Origin of the sequence: Thermobaculum terrenum ATCC BAA-798 (genome assembly GCF_000025005.1) — a bacterium.
Lineage (GTDB): Bacteria > Chloroflexota > Chloroflexia > Thermobaculales > Thermobaculaceae > Thermobaculum > Thermobaculum terrenum.
The window spans coordinates 45,034-61,380 of record NC_013525.1 but is presented as its reverse complement, the minus strand read 5'-3'; the positions used below and the strand labels follow the sequence as shown (position 1 = coordinate 61,380).

General features: G+C 47.1%; 15 protein-coding genes and 1 pseudogene. 9 read left to right on the top strand and 7 right to left on the bottom strand.

Going from position 1 to position 16,347, the window contains the following annotated elements; genetic code table 11:
- The first annotated feature begins 18 nt into the window (after positions 1-18).
- The 3 genes from gatC (at position 19) to TTER_RS00280 (ending at position 2,267) form a co-directional block, all read left to right on the top strand.
- Positions 19-315, top strand: a complete 297-nt coding sequence (gene gatC, locus TTER_RS00290) for an Asp-tRNA(Asn)/Glu-tRNA(Gln) amidotransferase subunit GatC (protein WP_012874017.1) — start codon at positions 19-21, stop codon at positions 313-315.
- Complete coding sequence (gatA, locus tag TTER_RS00285; protein WP_012874016.1) at positions 305-1,789, top strand: Asp-tRNA(Asn)/Glu-tRNA(Gln) amidotransferase subunit GatA; 1,485 nt, start codon at positions 305-307, stop codon at positions 1,787-1,789. Before gatC ends, gatA begins: the two co-directional genes overlap by 11 nt.
- A gap of 61 nt (positions 1,790-1,850) precedes the next feature.
- Complete coding sequence (locus TTER_RS00280; RefSeq protein ID WP_012874015.1) at positions 1,851-2,267, top strand: FtsB family cell division protein; 417 nt, start codon at positions 1,851-1,853, stop codon at positions 2,265-2,267.
- Positions 2,268-2,773: 506 nt separating this feature from the next.
- On the opposite strand, the gene eno is transcribed toward TTER_RS00280, so the two are convergent.
- On the bottom strand, positions 2,774-4,069 hold the full coding sequence (eno, locus tag TTER_RS00270; RefSeq protein WP_012874013.1) for a phosphopyruvate hydratase: 1,296 nt from the start codon (positions 4,067-4,069) through the stop codon (positions 2,774-2,776).
- 81 nt (positions 4,070-4,150) lie between these two features.
- Between eno and TTER_RS15190 the strand changes: the two genes are divergently transcribed.
- Positions 4,151-4,642, top strand: coding sequence for a CinA family protein (locus TTER_RS15190; RefSeq protein ID WP_012874012.1), 492 nt, complete (start codon positions 4,151-4,153; stop codon positions 4,640-4,642).
- Positions 4,643-4,646: 4 nt separating this feature from the next.
- On the opposite strand, the gene TTER_RS00265 is transcribed toward TTER_RS15190, so the two are convergent.
- From TTER_RS00265 to gyrB, 3 genes are all read right to left on the bottom strand, one after another.
- Positions 4,647-5,417 (bottom strand): gamma-glutamyl-gamma-aminobutyrate hydrolase family protein, encoded by a 771-nt coding sequence (locus TTER_RS00265; RefSeq protein ID WP_012874011.1) that lies wholly within the window; start codon positions 5,415-5,417, stop codon positions 4,647-4,649.
- 1 nt (position 5,418) lies between these two features.
- Positions 5,419-6,435, bottom strand: a complete 1,017-nt coding sequence (gene plsX, locus TTER_RS00260; RefSeq protein ID WP_012874010.1) for a phosphate acyltransferase PlsX — start codon at positions 6,433-6,435, stop codon at positions 5,419-5,421.
- Positions 6,436-6,564: 129 nt separating this feature from the next.
- Positions 6,565-8,487, bottom strand: a complete 1,923-nt coding sequence (gene gyrB, locus TTER_RS00255; protein ID WP_012874009.1) for a DNA topoisomerase (ATP-hydrolyzing) subunit B — start codon at positions 8,485-8,487, stop codon at positions 6,565-6,567.
- A gap of 139 nt (positions 8,488-8,626) precedes the next feature.
- Between gyrB and TTER_RS00250 the strand changes: the two genes are divergently transcribed.
- Positions 8,627-9,739 carry a potassium channel family protein gene (locus TTER_RS00250; RefSeq protein WP_169302590.1) on the top strand — a complete coding sequence of 371 codons (1,113 nt, stop codon included), beginning with the start codon at positions 8,627-8,629 and terminating at the stop codon, positions 9,737-9,739.
- 46 nt (positions 9,740-9,785) lie between these two features.
- On the opposite strand, the gene TTER_RS00245 is transcribed toward TTER_RS00250, so the two are convergent.
- From TTER_RS00245 to TTER_RS00235, 3 genes are all read right to left on the bottom strand, one after another.
- Positions 9,786-12,221, bottom strand: a complete 2,436-nt coding sequence (locus tag TTER_RS00245) for an adenosylcobalamin-dependent ribonucleoside-diphosphate reductase (protein ID WP_012874007.1) — start codon at positions 12,219-12,221, stop codon at positions 9,786-9,788.
- Between the two features lie 136 nt (positions 12,222-12,357).
- On the bottom strand, positions 12,358-12,834 hold the full coding sequence (nrdR, locus tag TTER_RS00240; RefSeq protein ID WP_012874006.1) for a transcriptional regulator NrdR: 477 nt from the start codon (positions 12,832-12,834) through the stop codon (positions 12,358-12,360).
- A gap of 62 nt (positions 12,835-12,896) precedes the next feature.
- On the bottom strand, positions 12,897-13,109 hold the full coding sequence (locus TTER_RS00235; RefSeq protein WP_012874005.1) for a hypothetical protein: 213 nt from the start codon (positions 13,107-13,109) through the stop codon (positions 12,897-12,899).
- A 124-nt stretch (positions 13,110-13,233) separates the two neighbouring features.
- Between TTER_RS00235 and tsaE the strand changes: the two genes are divergently transcribed.
- From tsaE to tsaD, 4 genes and pseudogenes are all read left to right on the top strand, one after another.
- Positions 13,234-13,758, top strand: coding sequence for a tRNA (adenosine(37)-N6)-threonylcarbamoyltransferase complex ATPase subunit type 1 TsaE (gene tsaE, locus TTER_RS00230; RefSeq protein WP_012874004.1), 525 nt, complete (start codon positions 13,234-13,236; stop codon positions 13,756-13,758).
- Positions 13,759-14,433: a tRNA (adenosine(37)-N6)-threonylcarbamoyltransferase complex dimerization subunit type 1 TsaB gene (gene tsaB, locus TTER_RS00225; RefSeq protein WP_012874003.1), complete on the top strand. Its 675-nt coding sequence runs from the start codon at positions 13,759-13,761 to the stop codon at positions 14,431-14,433.
- A gap of 46 nt (positions 14,434-14,479) precedes the next feature.
- Positions 14,480-15,007, top strand: a pseudogene (gene rimI / locus TTER_RS00220) (ribosomal protein S18-alanine N-acetyltransferase); the annotation flags it as partial.
- A 190-nt stretch (positions 15,008-15,197) separates the two neighbouring features.
- A complete protein-coding gene (gene tsaD / locus TTER_RS00215; protein WP_012874001.1) occupies positions 15,198-16,205 on the top strand; it encodes a tRNA (adenosine(37)-N6)-threonylcarbamoyltransferase complex transferase subunit TsaD in 1,008 nt (335 codons plus the stop codon).
- Positions 16,206-16,347 lie beyond the last annotated feature (142 nt).

Below are 16,347 nucleotides of genomic sequence, written 5' to 3'. Positions count from 1 at the left end.
ATTCTCTAAGGGAGTCACATGGGGCTTAGTAGTGAGCAGGTATTACACATTTCCAGATTGGCTCGCTTGGGCCTGACGGATGCCGAGGTAGAGCTTTTCCGTGATCAACTATCCTCGATAATTGAGCATGTAAATAAGCTTTCTGAGCTAGATACAGAAGCTATTCCTCCTACTGCTCAAGTCATTGAGCTTCTGGATGTCTTTGCTAAGGATGAGCCTTCAACTAGCTACTCCACGGATGAGATGCTAGCTAATGCACCAGAAAAAGAAGAAAACTGCTTCAAAGTTATAACGGTGTTGGGGTATGAAACATAGAGATAATAGAGATTTGGTAGATCTGAGTATTAGAGAACTTAGAAAGCTTCTTGATAATAAGCATGTAAGCTCTGTAGAACTTACAGAAGCTTACCTTAGAAGAATAGAACAAGTTGATCCTCAGATCAGATCTTACCTAACTGTTACTGCGGACTTAGCTCTTCAGCAAGCCCAAGAGGCAGATAAAAAGCTGGCTTCTGGGGAGAAATCCCCTCTGCTAGGTATCCCCATGGCCCTAAAGGACATAATATCTACAAAGGGCATAAAGACCACTTGTGGTTCTAAGATGCTTGAGAACTATATACCCCCATATGATGCCACAGTTTACGAAAAGCTATGCGCAGCTGGCTGTGTGCTATTGGGCAAGCTGAATATGGATGAGTTCGCCATGGGGAGCAGTACTGAGAACTCTGCTTATGGCCCTACAAAAAATCCTTGGGATCTTACAACTGTTCCCGGCGGTAGCAGTGGAGGTTCTGCCTCGGCGGTTGCAGCAGGCGAGGCAGCTTTTACTCTAGGTTCAGATACAGGTGGAAGTGTCAGGCAACCAGCTGCATTGTGTGGTGTAGTGGGACTTAAACCTACGTATGGTAGGGTGTCTCGCTATGGTCTTGTGGCTTTTGCCAGCTCTCTTGATCAGATAGGTCCTATCACAAGGACGGTAGAAGATCTGGCCGATGTGTTACAGGTTATAGCTGGTTATGATCCCAAAGATTCTACTAGTGTTCCAATAGATGTTCCTCAGTATGGGGATGCATTGAGTGAGGATATTAGAGGTATAAGAATCGGAGTTCCGAAAGAATACTTTGTTGAAGGCATGGAGCCTGGAGTAGAAAGGGCTGTAAGAGAGGCCATAGATAAGCTTGGATCATTAGGAGCTAAAATAGTAGATATATCTCTACCTAGCACTGATTACGCTCTAGCTACGTATTACATCATTGCCCCTGCCGAAGCATCGTCGAACTTGAGCAGATATACAGGGGTGGAGTATGGTCATAGGGCTCCTGATGCTGAAGACATAATCGATATGTATATGAAGACTAGAGAGGAAGGCTTCGGCCCTGAGGTTAAGAGGCGTATCATGCTTGGTACTTATGTGCTGTCCGCTGGTTACTATGATGCCTATTACCTCAAAGCTCAGAAGGTTCGAACTATTATCAAATCAGAGTTTGATGCGGCATTCAAGGAGTGTGATGTTATAGCAACTCCTACAAGCCCTACAGTAGCCTTCAAGCTTGGATCCAAGTTACAGGACCCATTATCCATGTACCTATCTGACCTGTTTACGATTCCTGCTAACATGGCTGGAATACCAGGCTTAAGCATCCCTTGTGGGTTTAGTGATGATCTACCAGTGGGACTCCAGCTTCTTGGTAAGGCTTTTGATGAATCTACACTACTGAAAGTGGGTTATGCCTACCAACAGAGCACCGAGTGGCACTTGAAGCGTCCGCAGATCCTGGCTTACTTATAGGTTGATACTTGTCTCTTTCCCTGTTTACACTAGACTACACGAAGAAAGGGGAAGTCTGGGATTGCTGAACCTAGACCTGATAAGAGATAGACGTTCTCAGATTGCCAGATTAGTCCTTCTGCTCTGTGCTGCTTACTTTGCTTTGGCCTTTGTTGCGCAGGCATGGAAGGCTAGGAACCTTAATCAGGTTCTGGTTCAAGAGAGGGCCAAGCTAGAACAGCAGGAGGCTAGGAACAGGGAGCTTCAAGAACAGCTGGAAATGTTGTCCGGGAAGGAATATTCCGTATACGTAGAGAGAGTAGCACGAGAAAAGCTAGGTATGGTGAAACCAGGCGACATTCCGGTATTTGTAGTTCCGAACCCACAAGCGCCTAAGCGACAACAAAAGGTGCTCACTGCAGGTGAAGAACAAACTGGTACAAACAGGCAATCTGATATACCAGTATGGCGGCAGTGGATTTCTGTACTCTTAAAGTAAGATTATGACGGCTGTCACGACTCTGCTGCTGGTTTTAGCTCCTCTGATATCCCTTGTAGGCGGCATAATCCTAATTTTTTGTGGGGTTAGATATCTTTTGGGTTATCGTAAACTTATCTGGGATCTAGAGATAGCCAACAACAATGCAGCTCTTGCTACCTGTATACTAGGAGTATCATTCGCTGGCCTTGGCTTGACTTATATACTTACTTCAGGATCGGTGGGGCATGACTTATTGTACTTTTTGTGGCTGGCAATGGTCCTGTTAGCAGGTATATTGACTTTCTGTATTCCAGGTAATAGCCACCAATAGGTGTGTTATAGCTGAAACTCAACTTTATTAGTTGTAGATCTAAGCCAACCCTGTCGAGTATTGGTAAATGCTACGACTCCTAACTTTGATTGGTCTTTTGTAATGATGCTAATTCTGGAGATGATCAACACCAGTAGTAATAGGCCACCAACTGGTGGCCTATTACTATGAGATTTCCTGATACCAGGCTAGTTTAGCGAGACAGTAAATCCTTCCTTCGAAGAGCAGACCATCCGGCGTAAATAGCATCATCACCAAGTTCGTGCTCAATTCGGAGTAGGCGATTATACTTGGCTGTTCTTTCACCCCTGGCAGGCGCTCCAGTCTTGATTTGTCCTGTCCCAAGAGCTACTGCTAGATCTGCTATGGTTGTATCTTCGGTTTCTCCGCTACGATGAGACATTATCGCAGTCCAGCCAGCCTTATGGGCAAGCTCCACGGCTTCTATAGTCTCAGTAAGGGTACCTATCTGGTTAGGTTTGATCAGTACACTATTAGCAGCTCTTCGAGCTATCCCTTCCCTGATGCGATCTGTATTAGTTACGAAAAGGTCGTCTCCGACTAGTTGTACGCTGTTACCTATGGCCTCGGTGAGCTGTGTCCAGCCCTCCCAATCATCTTCAGCAAGCCCGTCTTCTATTGAGACTATCGGGTATTGTCTTATCCACTCTTGCCAGAAGTCTACCATTTCAGAGCTAGTGAGAACTTCGCCTTCTTTCTTGAGGTGATACTGTCCACCTTGATAAAGCTCTGTAGCTGCGGGATCCAGAGCTATAACTATTTGCTCTCCAGGAGTGTATCCAGCGTTCTCTATTGCCCTAAGAATGGCCTCTATAGCAGTTTTGTTGGAGTCCAGCGAAGGAGCAAAGCCACCCTCATCGCCTATGTTGGTATTGAATCCTCTGTTATCAAGGTCCTTCTTGAGAGCATGATACACCTCAGAACCCCACCTCAGCGCTTCTGAGAAGGAGGAAGCACCGATGGGCATGATCATGAATTCCTGCATGTCTGTGCTGTTGTCCGCGTGCTTACCACCATTAAGTATATTCATCATTGGCACAGGGAGAGTCCTGGCTATGGCGCCTCCGAGATACATATATAGAGGTAGATTAAGATCTGCTGCCATAGCGTGTGCAAATGCAAGGCTAACGCCAAGAATAGCGTTAGCGCCCAGATTGGATTTGTTGGGGGTACCATCCAGTTCTAGTAGTATCTGGTCTAGTTCTCTTTGAGAGTTGACGTTCTCTCCCAGTATGGTCTCGGCTATGATCTCGTTCACGTTAGATACGGCCTTAAGCACCCCTTTGCCACCAAAGCGAATCGGATCTTTATCACGTAGCTCTATGGCCTCGTGTGCACCAGTGGATGCCCCTGATGGAACAGCAGCTGTGCCGTAGGCCCCACTATCAAGAACTACGGTTACTTGAATAGTTGGATTACCTCTGGAATCCAAAATCTCCAGTGCGTATACGTCATCTATTACTGCCATGGATCTCCTTCCTAATTTTGATGATTTCTGGTATTACACTGAGAGTCCAGTGTAATGGGGAGGTAAGATACACCGCAAGATATGGCTAATTCAATATCTCTTGCTTTTCAAGTTTACCGAATGATTGGGAATTTGACCCTCTCTGTAGCTGAGAGTTGTACCGGAGGATCACTGGCTTCGTCTATAGTATCGATTCCAGGTAGTTCCAGATTTTTTCTCGGTGGTGTAGTAGCTTATTCAAACGACATAAAGATTAGGATACTTGGTGTCTCGGAGCGTACAATTAGCATCCACGGTGCTGTCTCCTCGGCTTGTGCGCTTGAGATGGCTAATAACGTAAGAAAACTTATGGGTGCTGATATCGCCCTGTCGACTACCGGTATAGCCGGGCCTGAAGGCGGAACTGAAGAAAAACCAGTGGGTTTAGTGTATGTAGCAATATCTACACCTGAGGGATCTTGGTATATACGAAGGATTTGGCGAGGTACACGAGCCCAAAATATAGCATCCACTAACGCTGCAGCATTGAGCTTGCTAATAGAATATTTGGCCCAGAAAATAAATCCAGACTAGCAAGCTAATCCTTGACTAACGCTCCAATTGTTCTGTCAGGGTTGCGCCTATTAGCTTGGAAGCTAGCTTCTCTGATGAAGGACTCAAACAGGCGCTTTGCCCACAGGTGTTCCTCCCATAGCTCTTCAGGATGACATTGTATACCCACTATCCAAGAGTTGCTCTCATCCTCAACGGCCTCTATTATCCCATCCTCGCTCCAGCCCGTGACAGCCAGTCCTTTGCCCACATCTTTTATAGCTTGATGATGCATGGAATTTACTGGAATCTCTTTCTCTAAGATGCTTCTATAAAGCCTTGTACCTTCTTGTATCGACATTTTGTGGGCGATGTAACTTCTTTTCCCTGTCTTGGTTGATAGCCTGTGATCTAAGCCTGTAGGATTTTGAGCATCTATATCCTGGTAGAGAGTTCCACCATATGCTACATTCAAGATCTGTATGCCACGGCATATAGCTAGCAGAGGTTTATTGTCCTCTCGTGCCCACCTTATGAGTGCTAGCTCAAGCTCATCTCGGTACTCTTCTACATCTCCTAACTCTGGGATAGGCTTTTCACCGTATCTCTGAGGAGCTACATCCCCTCCCCCCATAAGGAGTATCCCATCCATCCTGTCGTATGCTTGACGTAGTGTATGCTCATCCAACAATGGTAATCCTACTGGCACGCCTCCTGCCGATCTGATTGCCCTAAAGTATTGAAGCCCTCCATAAAATCTTGCGATCTTGTTCTTGCCCGTATCCAGAGACAGTGCTATTCCGATTACTGCTGACATCTCACAAATCCTGTTGGAACATCTCCTTACCCGTAACTATTATATTGTTGTCACTTATCAACTTGGGTATCCTATGGGAAGCTGCTTCATGTGCCAGCCTGATAGCATTTTTTATTGCTTTAGCGTTAGAACGCCCATGGGCTATAAAGACGTTCCCTCTGACTCCAAGTAATGGGGCGCCGCCATACTCTGCGTAATCGAGCTTTTGGGCTACCTTTCTAAAGGCTCCCTGAAGTATTAATGCACCCACCTTGTTCAGTATGCCGGATGTTATCTCTTCTCTTATAATACTAACCAGGTCCTCAGCGACACCCTCTACAGTTTTCAGGACCACGTTCCCCGTAAAGCCATCAGTCACTATGACATGCACAGTTCCTTTTGTGACGTCTCTACCTTCTACATTACCTTGAAAATTTAGGTTAGATCCTTTGAGTAACTTGTGAGCCTGTAAAGTTAGTTTGTTGCCTTTAGTTTCCTCTTCTCCATTACTCAGTAATCCTACCTTAGGGTTACCAATCCTCATAACTTCTCTAGCATAGATACTTCCCATGAACGCAAATTGTAGAAGGTGTACAGGCTCAGGATCTACGTTTGCCCCCGCATCTATGAGCAGCACCGGGCCTTCTTTCCCGGGTATTATCGTCCCGATAGCAGGGCGGTCTATGCCCGTACATCTCCCAAGCACGAATAGGGAAGCAGCCATCACAGCCCCAGAATTGCCAGCTGAAACAAAAGCATCAGCCTTACCTTCTTTGAGCAGCTCCAACCCCCGAACGATGCTTGAGTCCTTTTTCTTCCTCACCGCCGTTGCGGGGTGTTCGTCCATAGCTATGATCTCAGGTGTATGTATGATCTCTATATGTCTTTGGGAAGGCTTACTGCTCAGTAGTGGCGCTATTACGTCTTCTTTCCCTACCAAGGTAATATCTATCCCTAGCTCATTTGACGCTCTTAGAGCTCCCTCGACTATCTCGTCCGGGGCCTTATCGCCTCCCATAGCATCGACAGCTACTCGCAAGTATATATTCCTCCTGTAGATGAGAATTTTCTGCTAACGCTATTATCCAGCTTCAGATGCCAAATAAGAATAGCCCACCTAGAATGCTTTTGGTGGGCTATTCCTTTCCTCTATAAGAATCCTTAGTTTTTATATATCCAGATTTCTTACGCTCTTGGCGTGGGACTGTATGAACTTCTTGCGGGGGGCCACATTAGAACCCATAAGCATATCAAACAACTCGTCTGCTTTCACAGCGTCCTCGATTGTGACTTGCATAATAGTTCTGGTACTTGGATCCATAGTAGTCTCCCAAAGCTGCTCTGGATTCATCTCTCCTAGACCCTTGTACCTCTGTATGATTGCTTTTGATCTATTGCCATTTAGTCCGGCTAGAACCCTGTCTCTCTCCTCGTCCGAATAGACAAAGTACTTCTCTTTTCCTACCTGTATCTTGTACAAGGGAGGCATGGCTATATAAAGGTGTCCATTCTTGATGATATCCGGCATATGCCTGAAGAAGAAAGTAAGGAGCAGGGTGCGGATATGTGCCCCGTCTACATCAGCATCGGTCATTAGGAAGATTCTGTGATATCTTAGCTTGGAAATATCAAAAGAATCCCCTATACCTGTCCCAAGGGCTGTGATTAGCGCCTTTATCTCTGCACTGGAGAGCATCTTGTCGAGTCTGGCTTTCTCAACGTTTAGGATCTTGCCTCGAAGCGGAAGTATGGCCTGAAATCTTCGGTCTCTTCCTTGCTTGGCAGATCCACCAGCTGAATCGCCCTCGACTATATATAGCTCTGAGTGCCTTGGGTCTCTTTCAGAGCAGTCTGCAAGTTTACCGGGAAGCGTCATCCCGTCCAGCGCGCCCTTGCGAACCACCAGGTCTCTGGCTTTTCTGGCGGCCTCTCTCGCACGAGCTGCGGTTATAGCTTTCTCAATGATCCTCTTAGCGTCTGATGGGTTCTCGTCGAAATAGCTCAATAGCCCATCTCTTACTACGCTCGCAACAACCCTTTCTGCTTCTGAGCTCCCCAGCTTGCTCTTAGTCTGGCCTTCGAATTGAGGATCCGGCAGCTTGACACTGACTACAGCAGTTAGTCCTTCACGTACGTCTTCGCCTGTGAGCTTCGTATCAGAATCCTTCAATAAGCCGTTCTTAACAGCGTAGTCGTTCAGAGTACGAGTCAATGCGGTCCTAAATCCTGTCAGGTGAGTACCGCCATCGACAGTATTGATGTTGTTTGTAAATGTATGCAGAGATTCATTGAATCCGTCGGTATACTGAATGGCTACCTCAACATCTATCCCGTTAAGCTGTTTGTGTATATAAATAGGCTTCTCGGTAAGGACGTTGCGATTCTTGTTTAGATGGCGCACAAATGAGGCTATACCGCCTTCGAAGTAAAGCGTAAGCTCCTTATCATCTCTGTCGTCGATGAAAGTTATCTTCAGACCTTTGTTTAGATAGGCTATCTCACGAAATCTCTGGGCTAGGGTGTCGAACTGGTATTCAAGGGTACTAAATAGATCTGCGTCCGGTTTGAATGTTATGATAGTACCTGTTCTATCGGTATCACCTATAGCCTCTACAGGTGTTTTGGGTACACCCCGCTCGTAGGATTGCCTCCAGATCTTGCCTTCTCGATGCACCTCTGCAATCAGGTATTCGGACAAGGCGTTGACTACAGAAGCTCCGACACCATGTAAACCACCGGAAACCTTGTAACCTCCACTGCCGAATTTACCACCGGCATGCAGGACGGTCATTACCACTTCCAGTGCTGATTTCTTCAGCTTAGGATGGATACCTACTGGTATACCCCTACCGTTGTCCCTAACAGTTACCGATTTATCTTTGTGAATGTGAACCTCTATAAAATCACAATAGCCCGCCATAGACTCATCTACGCTGTTGTCAACAATCTCGTAGATGAGATGGTGCAGGCCACGCACATCAGTGCTGCCGATATACATGCCAGGTCGCTTGCGGACTGCTTCTAGCCCCTCAAGCACCTGGATGGATTCGGCATTATAATTGCTAATAACTTTCTCTTCCAGTTGAGCCAAGGATTCACCCCCGTAGGTGATTTCAGGTTGAGGTCGATGGAAACCCTAGGTACTACCTTAGATTTTATCATATTTAATGATAAGCTTGCTCGATTGGCCTTCCTTGTTAATGCAACTTTGATGATTATTTAGAATGCTTATGGAAGTCTTTAGCATTGTTTTAGGTGTTTGTATCATCTTGCTTGCAATAACAGATATAGTTCTCACTGTGCTGCATATACAGGGGCGTAGTCTAATAGAGTGGTTGTTTACAAGATCTTTGTGGTCTCTGCTAAGAGCGATTGCATCTCCACTCCCAGGAAGAGCTAGGCATCACGTGCTTTCATGGGGTTTCCCTCTGATGATTGCTGGATTGATTGGGATTTGGGTGTGTCTTCTTGTAGTGGGCTATTCCCTTATATACTGGCCTTTTATTTCTAACGATGCTTATTTCTCTCAAACTCAGTATCATCAGGGTTTTGGGGGAGCTTTATATTTCAGTGGTGTCACACTGGCGACAATAGGCTATGGGGATATTCATCCACGTTCTACGCTGTTGGGTTTCGTAGCAGTCACAGAAGGTTTCAGCGGATTTGTTGTAATTACTATGTCCGTTACCTTTCTATTATCTGTGTATCCCAGCTTACTCAAGAAGAGTAGCCTTGCTTCAGCCCTCAACAGGGAAGTTGATGGAGATATATCAGCTGTTCCTATGATTGCTAGATACATAGACGCGGGCAATCTTGAAGCTTTGTACACAAGAATCGCGGACATCAATAAGGATCTACTAGAAGTAATTGAAGCTCATAGAGTACATAGTGCTTTATATTATGCTCACCCTTTCGAGCCTGATAGAAGCTTAGTTAGAGTGCTCCTCATAATAAGAGGAATCATAACCGCCTTGCGCTTTGGTTTGTATGACCAATCGAGGAAGGTTGGGCAACCCTGGAATGACCCTAGAATATTGGTACTGGAAGATTCGTTTACATATGCGTTAGCTATGTTTGCTGAGTCCGTGTATGTAGCCTCTAGGCAATCAGAATACTCTGAAGAAGAAGTAAGAGAGTATCTGAGAAAGGACTATAGATCATTGAGACATAGGTTACATGATCTCGGTCTGGTACTTTCTGCAGATGATGGTGCAGAGGAAGAGTATGTTCGATTTAGACTAAGCGTAGATCCATATATAAATGCGTACAGAGAACATTCTGGATACACTACAAGCGAAGTGGAGAGTAAATTAGAGCTGGCTGCTCACCCATTGAAGAAATAGTTTTGGGAGGAGCTAATTGCTCCTCCCAAAATTAGGACCCATCTAACTAACACTCAGAGTAACCGCAAGTGTAACACTTCTTGCAACCTTCTTGGGCTATAAGGCTATTGCAGCCACAGCTAGGACATAGGTTACCTGTCAACTGATAAGTCTTCTCGAGTAACTTTTGAGCTATGCTCTCTGGGGTCTCCTCACCATGGTTACCATTTTGGGCTACGACCGCTACTAGCTCTTTGCTCTCGACATCCGCGTGCCCGTTTCCATTCCCGTTGCTTAGGGCTATTCCTTCAGATTGTAGGTGCTTGAGCAATGCCTGCCCGACCGCGTCAGGTAGGCTCTTGACCTGACCTGGACCAAAACCTACAGATCTGGAGCCTCCTATGCCCCTTAGCTGGTCGGCTATCTCGGCAGCGCGCTCGTTGGGAGACATCGGGGACGGCATCTGTAGCGCGAAGGATATCAGCCTGCCGAGGGCCTCAGCCATGGCCGCTATATCAGAACCTGCCTTGCCCAGGTTGATAAAGACCTCAAGCAACCCTTCGTCATCCGAGTTGAGGGTGATGTTCACCTTCCCCTCTGGAGCACGTATCTGCCTGGTGTAACCAGAGACGACATCGGGCCTCTTCTTGAGTGTGGATCTGTGAACTTCTGGATGCGAGGCCTTGGGGGCTTCCTCGGGTTTCTCCGCTTTCTCCTTGGGCTTGGTGTCCACGGCCTCGAGGACTGCATCTCGAGATCCTTGCCTGTAGTAGGTGATGCCCTTGCAGCCTGTGTCGTAGGCCAGCATGTAGAGCCTCTCTACATCCTCTACAGTGTTATCCTCGGGACCGTTGACCGTCTTGGAGATGGAGGAGTCTGTGTACTTCTGCACTACGGCCTGGATGCGGATATGCTCCTCCGGGGTTAGGTCGGCCGAGGAGACAAAGTAGTCGGGGAGAGGCTTTCCAGGATGAGCGTCCATCCATTCCTGAGCCAGAGGATGGTAGAGAAGGTGCTCTCCCAGGCGATCTCGCCTCTTGGTAACGAAGGCGAACACAGGCTCTATACCGGAGTTGACGCCCGCCAGGGACGAGGTTGTACCGGTTGGAGCTTGTGTGAGGAGCACGGCATTGCGTATACCTTGTCTGCGGATCTTGGCCTGTATCTCCTCTGGAAGCTCGCGGATGAACTCACCTTGCATGTACTTGTCGCGATCGAACTTGGGAAATGGCCCCTTCTCAGCCGCAAGGTCTGCGGAAGCATCGTAGGCTGCATCCCGGATCGTGCGATAGATGCGCTCCACCAGGGGTTCAGCCTCAGGCGAGCCGTACTTGACTCCCAACTTGATTAGCACATCTGCAAGGCCCATGGTACCCAGCCCTGTCCTTCGGGCACCATGCTTTTGCGCCTCTTCGTTTTCTGGGAAGGGATATACCGTGGCATCTATGACGTTATCCAGGAACCTAATAGCTACCCTGGCGGTATTTGCCAGATCCTCAAAGTCAAAGTAGGTCTCTCCATCTATGTGTTTGACGAAAGCCAGTAGGTTGAGTGCCCCCAGATTGCAGACGCCCCAGGGAGGCAATCCCTGCTCACCACACGGGTTGACACAGCGGATGTTCTCGAAGTACCAGGTGTTGGAACGCTTGTTATAACGATCTATAAATACCAGTCCAGGCTCCGCATATGCCCACGCTGATTCCGCGATCTTCCTCCAGAGGTCTCGGGCTCGTATGGTCTTCCAGACCTTGCCCTGCCACTTGAGATCCCAGGGCAGATCTTTCTTGACCGCTTCCATGAAGGCATCGGACACTGCCACTGAGAGGTTGGCATGATCTATATGTCCGGGGTTCTTACGCTTGTATTCCACAAACTCCTCGATGTCGGGGTGATCGTCATCGAGCATGATCATCAGGGCACCTCGACGACTACCCCCCTGGATGATGACCTTCCCCGTCATGTCGGAGTACAGGATCGCCCAGGAGCATGGCCCGCTGGAGGTGCCGTTGACGGTCTTGATGTAAGCTCCGCGCGGGCGGAGGCTCGAGAGGTTTACCCCCACTCCCCCGGAGCGACGCATGATATGAGCTGCGGTGGTTATGTTCCTGAATATGCCTTCTACTGAGTCCTCTGGTGAGGGAATCACGAAGCAGTTGTAGTAGGTAACCTCGGCACCGGAACCTGCACCGGAGAGTATTCTGCCTCCTGGTACGAACCTGAAGCCCTGCAGGATGTCATAGAAGCGGAGTGTCCACTGTCGCTGTGCCTCTGGATTGGGCTCTACGGCGGCTATGGCCTTAGCTACCCTGAGCCACATCTCCTCTGGGTAATGTTCCAGAGGTGTACCGTTAGGGTCCTTACGAGCGTACCTGTCCAGAAAGATCTTCTCGCGATAGCCCTCAAGCTTCGTTGCCCTACCGGAGTCGATCAGGGCCTGCACTTCTCGCTCCAGGTCCTCTATGGTGTGTATGCTGCTTGTATCTATATATGTTGTCCCACTCAATTTGACCCTCCTGTTGTTCCCACCCGAGCCATCTATATACTACATATAGTAGTGGCTCTCTGTTTATAATACTAAGTATAGTGTATCACTGGTGGTGCTTGGTTGCAACAGGCAGGAGGGATATAAGCAAAAGATTTTATATGTTCATAGGGATCTGTTCTTCTGGTGGTTTCTGTGGACGTCTTACTTGTTCTACTGCCTCGATGAAGCCGTTTACATCGTGGAATCTAAGGTATACGGATGCAAATCTTATGTATGCCACCTCATCCAACACCCGGAGCTTTTTCATTACAGCTTGGCCTATCTCTGAGCTGTCTACTTCCTGGCGTCCGGAGAACTGTTCTTCGATTTCATCTACTATCTGCTGCATAGTGGAGTAGGATACTGGTCTTTTGTTGCATGCCAGTCTTATTCCTGTGAGTAGCTTATTTCTATCCCATTCTTCTCGAGTGCCATCTCGCTTCACAACTAGAGGCATGACTTGCTCTATCCTCTCGTACGTCGTGAAACGGTAGCCACAATCCTCGCACTTCCTCCTGCGTCGGATCGCGTTAGTAGTCTCTCGAGAGTCGGTTACTCTAGTCCTGGTAGATCCACATTTAGGGCAACGCACAGGAATCCTCCACTAACAATATATTGTAGTAGAGGCTGTAATCACATACAACATAAAAGGCCCTATTGCTCTCTCAACTTTCTCTCCATCCTGTGCTTGGCTATCTCTTCAGCTACTGAGGTCATATCCGAGTCCAGTGATTTTGCCAAACTCTTGAATAGATCTTTGCATTCTTGATCTGCGGATTGCTTTATAGCCTTTTTGTAGAATTCAATCAGTTCCTTCTGTTTACTTAGGGTTTCCTCAAGAATTCTGTCTTCTGGACTATGATTCATAATTTGCCTTCTCCTGTTTGATCAAGTAGTCAGCTGTAATTTATCATTTATGATAGTCTAACTATGATGATAGGCTAACCTAGCCGTAGTTATAAACCTTAGAGCGGAAGTCGAGTGGATACTAATGCTGCAGCAGTTAGATAGGCTTGTACTACTGACTCATAACGCCGAAGAGACGAAAGACTTAGGTAGAACTCTAGCACAGCTAGTGCAGCCTGGCGATGTGATACCACTATGGGGTGGTTTCGGAGTGGGAAAGACCACTTTTACTCAGGGCTTGGCAGAGGGGCTCGGAGTACGAGAGGCTGTAGTTAGTCCGTCTTTTGGTCTGGTGAATATCTACCACAGTACTAAAAGGCCGGAGATAACCCTTTATCACTTGGACCTATACAGAATAAGTAGCAGGCAGGAAGCAGAAGGATTTGGAGCTGATGAGCTCATAATGGATGAAGGCGTTGCTCTTGTAGAATGGCCTGAGGTCATAAAGGATTTGTTGCCTCCAGAGAAATTAGATGTAAACTTTGAATGGATTGATGAAAACAACCGCAGGATAACGCTTGCTGCTAGTGGTAAAAGGTTCTTGACGCTGCTAACTGCCCTGGAAGATAAACTCAGGCAGGATAAAGTTGCCTTTGATAAGGAGAGTTAGTTGGCAAAGGATCTAATACTTGCTCTGGATACTTCTGATCGTAGATGTGGATTGGCTATTAACCGCAACGGTGAGAATTTGCTTGATTTATCCTGGGATTCGGGCAGGTCGCATACTGTTCAACTTATGCCTTGGCTAGATTACGCCTTCAAGCAATTGAGGCTCTCCAAGGAGAGCATATCTGCGGTTGCTGTAACTACTGGTCCGGGGTCGTTCACTGCCATGAGGGTGGGCATGGCAACCGCTAAGGGCATATGTAAGGCTCTAGGTGTACCCATCATAGGCGTGCCTACTCTCCTCTACGCCGCATGGCCCTACAGGTACTTCTGTAAGCATATTGTGGCCTGTCTTGTGCTAGGTAGAGGTAGGCTGGCTGCTGCGCTTTATGCATCTGAAGATGGGGGAAACCTTAGCTTACAATGGTGCAGGAGTTTATCCTTGCAGGAGCTAGCTAACGAATTAGATTCTCTGCCTTACGATAGGGTTCTACTGTGTGGGGATATTCCAGTTGAGTTGAAGGAGAATCTGAAAGATAGTACTAGGTATTTGTTGCTATCCCCAGCAGAGTCTAGCAGGCGTCTGGCAGTCCTTGCTGAGATCGCCTGGCAGAGATTTAGATTGGGGTCTGTGGATAATCCGGCCACTTTACAAGCGGAATATCTTGATCGTAAGTAGGGTTCTACAAGTATGACAGCAAAGAAAAGGCAAAGGTTGTAGAGCTATGCCCTTCAAAATCGAGCGCATGAAGGTTGAAGATATCCCTGAAGTGGCTGAAATAGATCGTATATCTTTTTCAACTCCCTGGCCTCCTAGTGCTTACAGAAGAGAGATAGAGCACCCGGATAGGAATTATTACATAGTGCTTCGCAGAGTCGGAGAAGGGCCCCTTAAGGACAAGGATATGAGCAGGCATGGTGTACTAGCGAATATCCTGCCTTTTCTAAAGGATGAGAAGTTAGAGCCTAATCCCAATCCCATTATTGGGTACGCGGGGCTTTGGATCATTGGGGAGGAGGCGCACGTGACGACTATAGCCGTTCTTCCCCAGTTCAGAGGAAAGAAATTAGGTGAGCTATTGTTAGTTAGTCTTATAGACTATGCTAGGAAGAATGGTGTTCATAGGATGACTCTTGAGGCCAGGGTTTCGAATCACGTAGCTCAGACCCTGTATCGCAAGTACACCTTCAAAAATGCTGGCTACAGAAGGCGCTATTACAGCGACAATGGGGAAGATGCTCTTGTAATGTGGTCGGACCGTATAGATACAGATGAGTTTGCCAATAAGTTTGAAAGTCTCAAGCGCGAGCTTTTTGAAAAGCTGAATGGACAGCTGCTATTGGAGGATGATTCTATGGAAGATGCCTCCCATAGACATGTTGGAGAGCATATAGAGCATGTAGATAGGGAGTCTCCTTAGCTCTTTCAGATAAGGAGGTACCATGAACATATTGGCTATAGAGACAAGTTGTGATGAGACTAGCGCGGCGGTAATTGCGGATGGTTACTTAGTCAAGTCAAACATAGTGGCTTCTCAGATAGATATACACCGTCGCTTTGGGGGGGTTTTCCCAGAGGTTGCTAGTAGGCAGCACGTATTAGCAATACTGCCTACCATAGAGGAGTCTTTATCTAAAGCTCAAGTAGGATGGGAAGATATAGATGCAATAGCAGTAACTAAGGGACCAGGATTAGTGGGGTCCTTACTGGTTGGTGTTAACACGGCTAAGGGTATAGCCTGGGCTAGAGATTTGCCTCTTATAGGCTCCAACCATATAGAAGGGCATATATACGCCAACTGGTTGCAGGAAGATCCCAACGCTCCTCGACATATACCACAATTTCCACTGCTTGCTCTTATAGTGTCGGGTGGACATACGGAACTCATCCTAATGAAGGATCATGGAGTCTATGAAAGGCTAGGACGCACTCTTGATGACGCTGCAGGTGAAGCCTTTGATAAAGCCGCAAGGATTTTGGGCCTAGGATTTCCAGGAGGGCCAGCAATTCAGAAGGCGGCTGAGAAAGCAGAGGGAAGAGAGTTTGTATTACCGAGAGCAGAGTTACCGGGAACTTTTAACTTCAGCTTTAGCGGTCTGAAAACAGCCCTGCTAAGGGCCGTTGAGTCTTCTGAGAATGTAGATGTGTATGCTTTGGCTAATGGGTTCCAGGAGTCAGTAGTTGATATACTCGTTCGCAAAACTGTAGCTGCAGCCGAGCAGACCGCTGCAAAGGAGGTAGTCATAGCCGGCGGTGTAGCGGCCAACACAAGGCTGAGGGAGAGGATAAAGCAGGAGCTTGGGGAAAAGGTGCGTGTTCCCAAGTTTGAGTACTGTACGGATAACGCTGCGATGATAGGGGGATTGGCCTACTATAGGTACATTCGAGGCAAGACGGACCAGTTAGATCTAGATGTTGATCCTAATCTTGACTTAGTCGTAGATGCATAATTTTGGAATAAATCTTGCTTCATTGCATCGTAACTTCCTGTTATTCATGTAGTTTTAACTACTGGTATAACCATAGCTTTCAAGCGGAAGTACCCAATTAGTCAACAAATATTTATTATTGGTTTGTCTTATAAAGTAACAT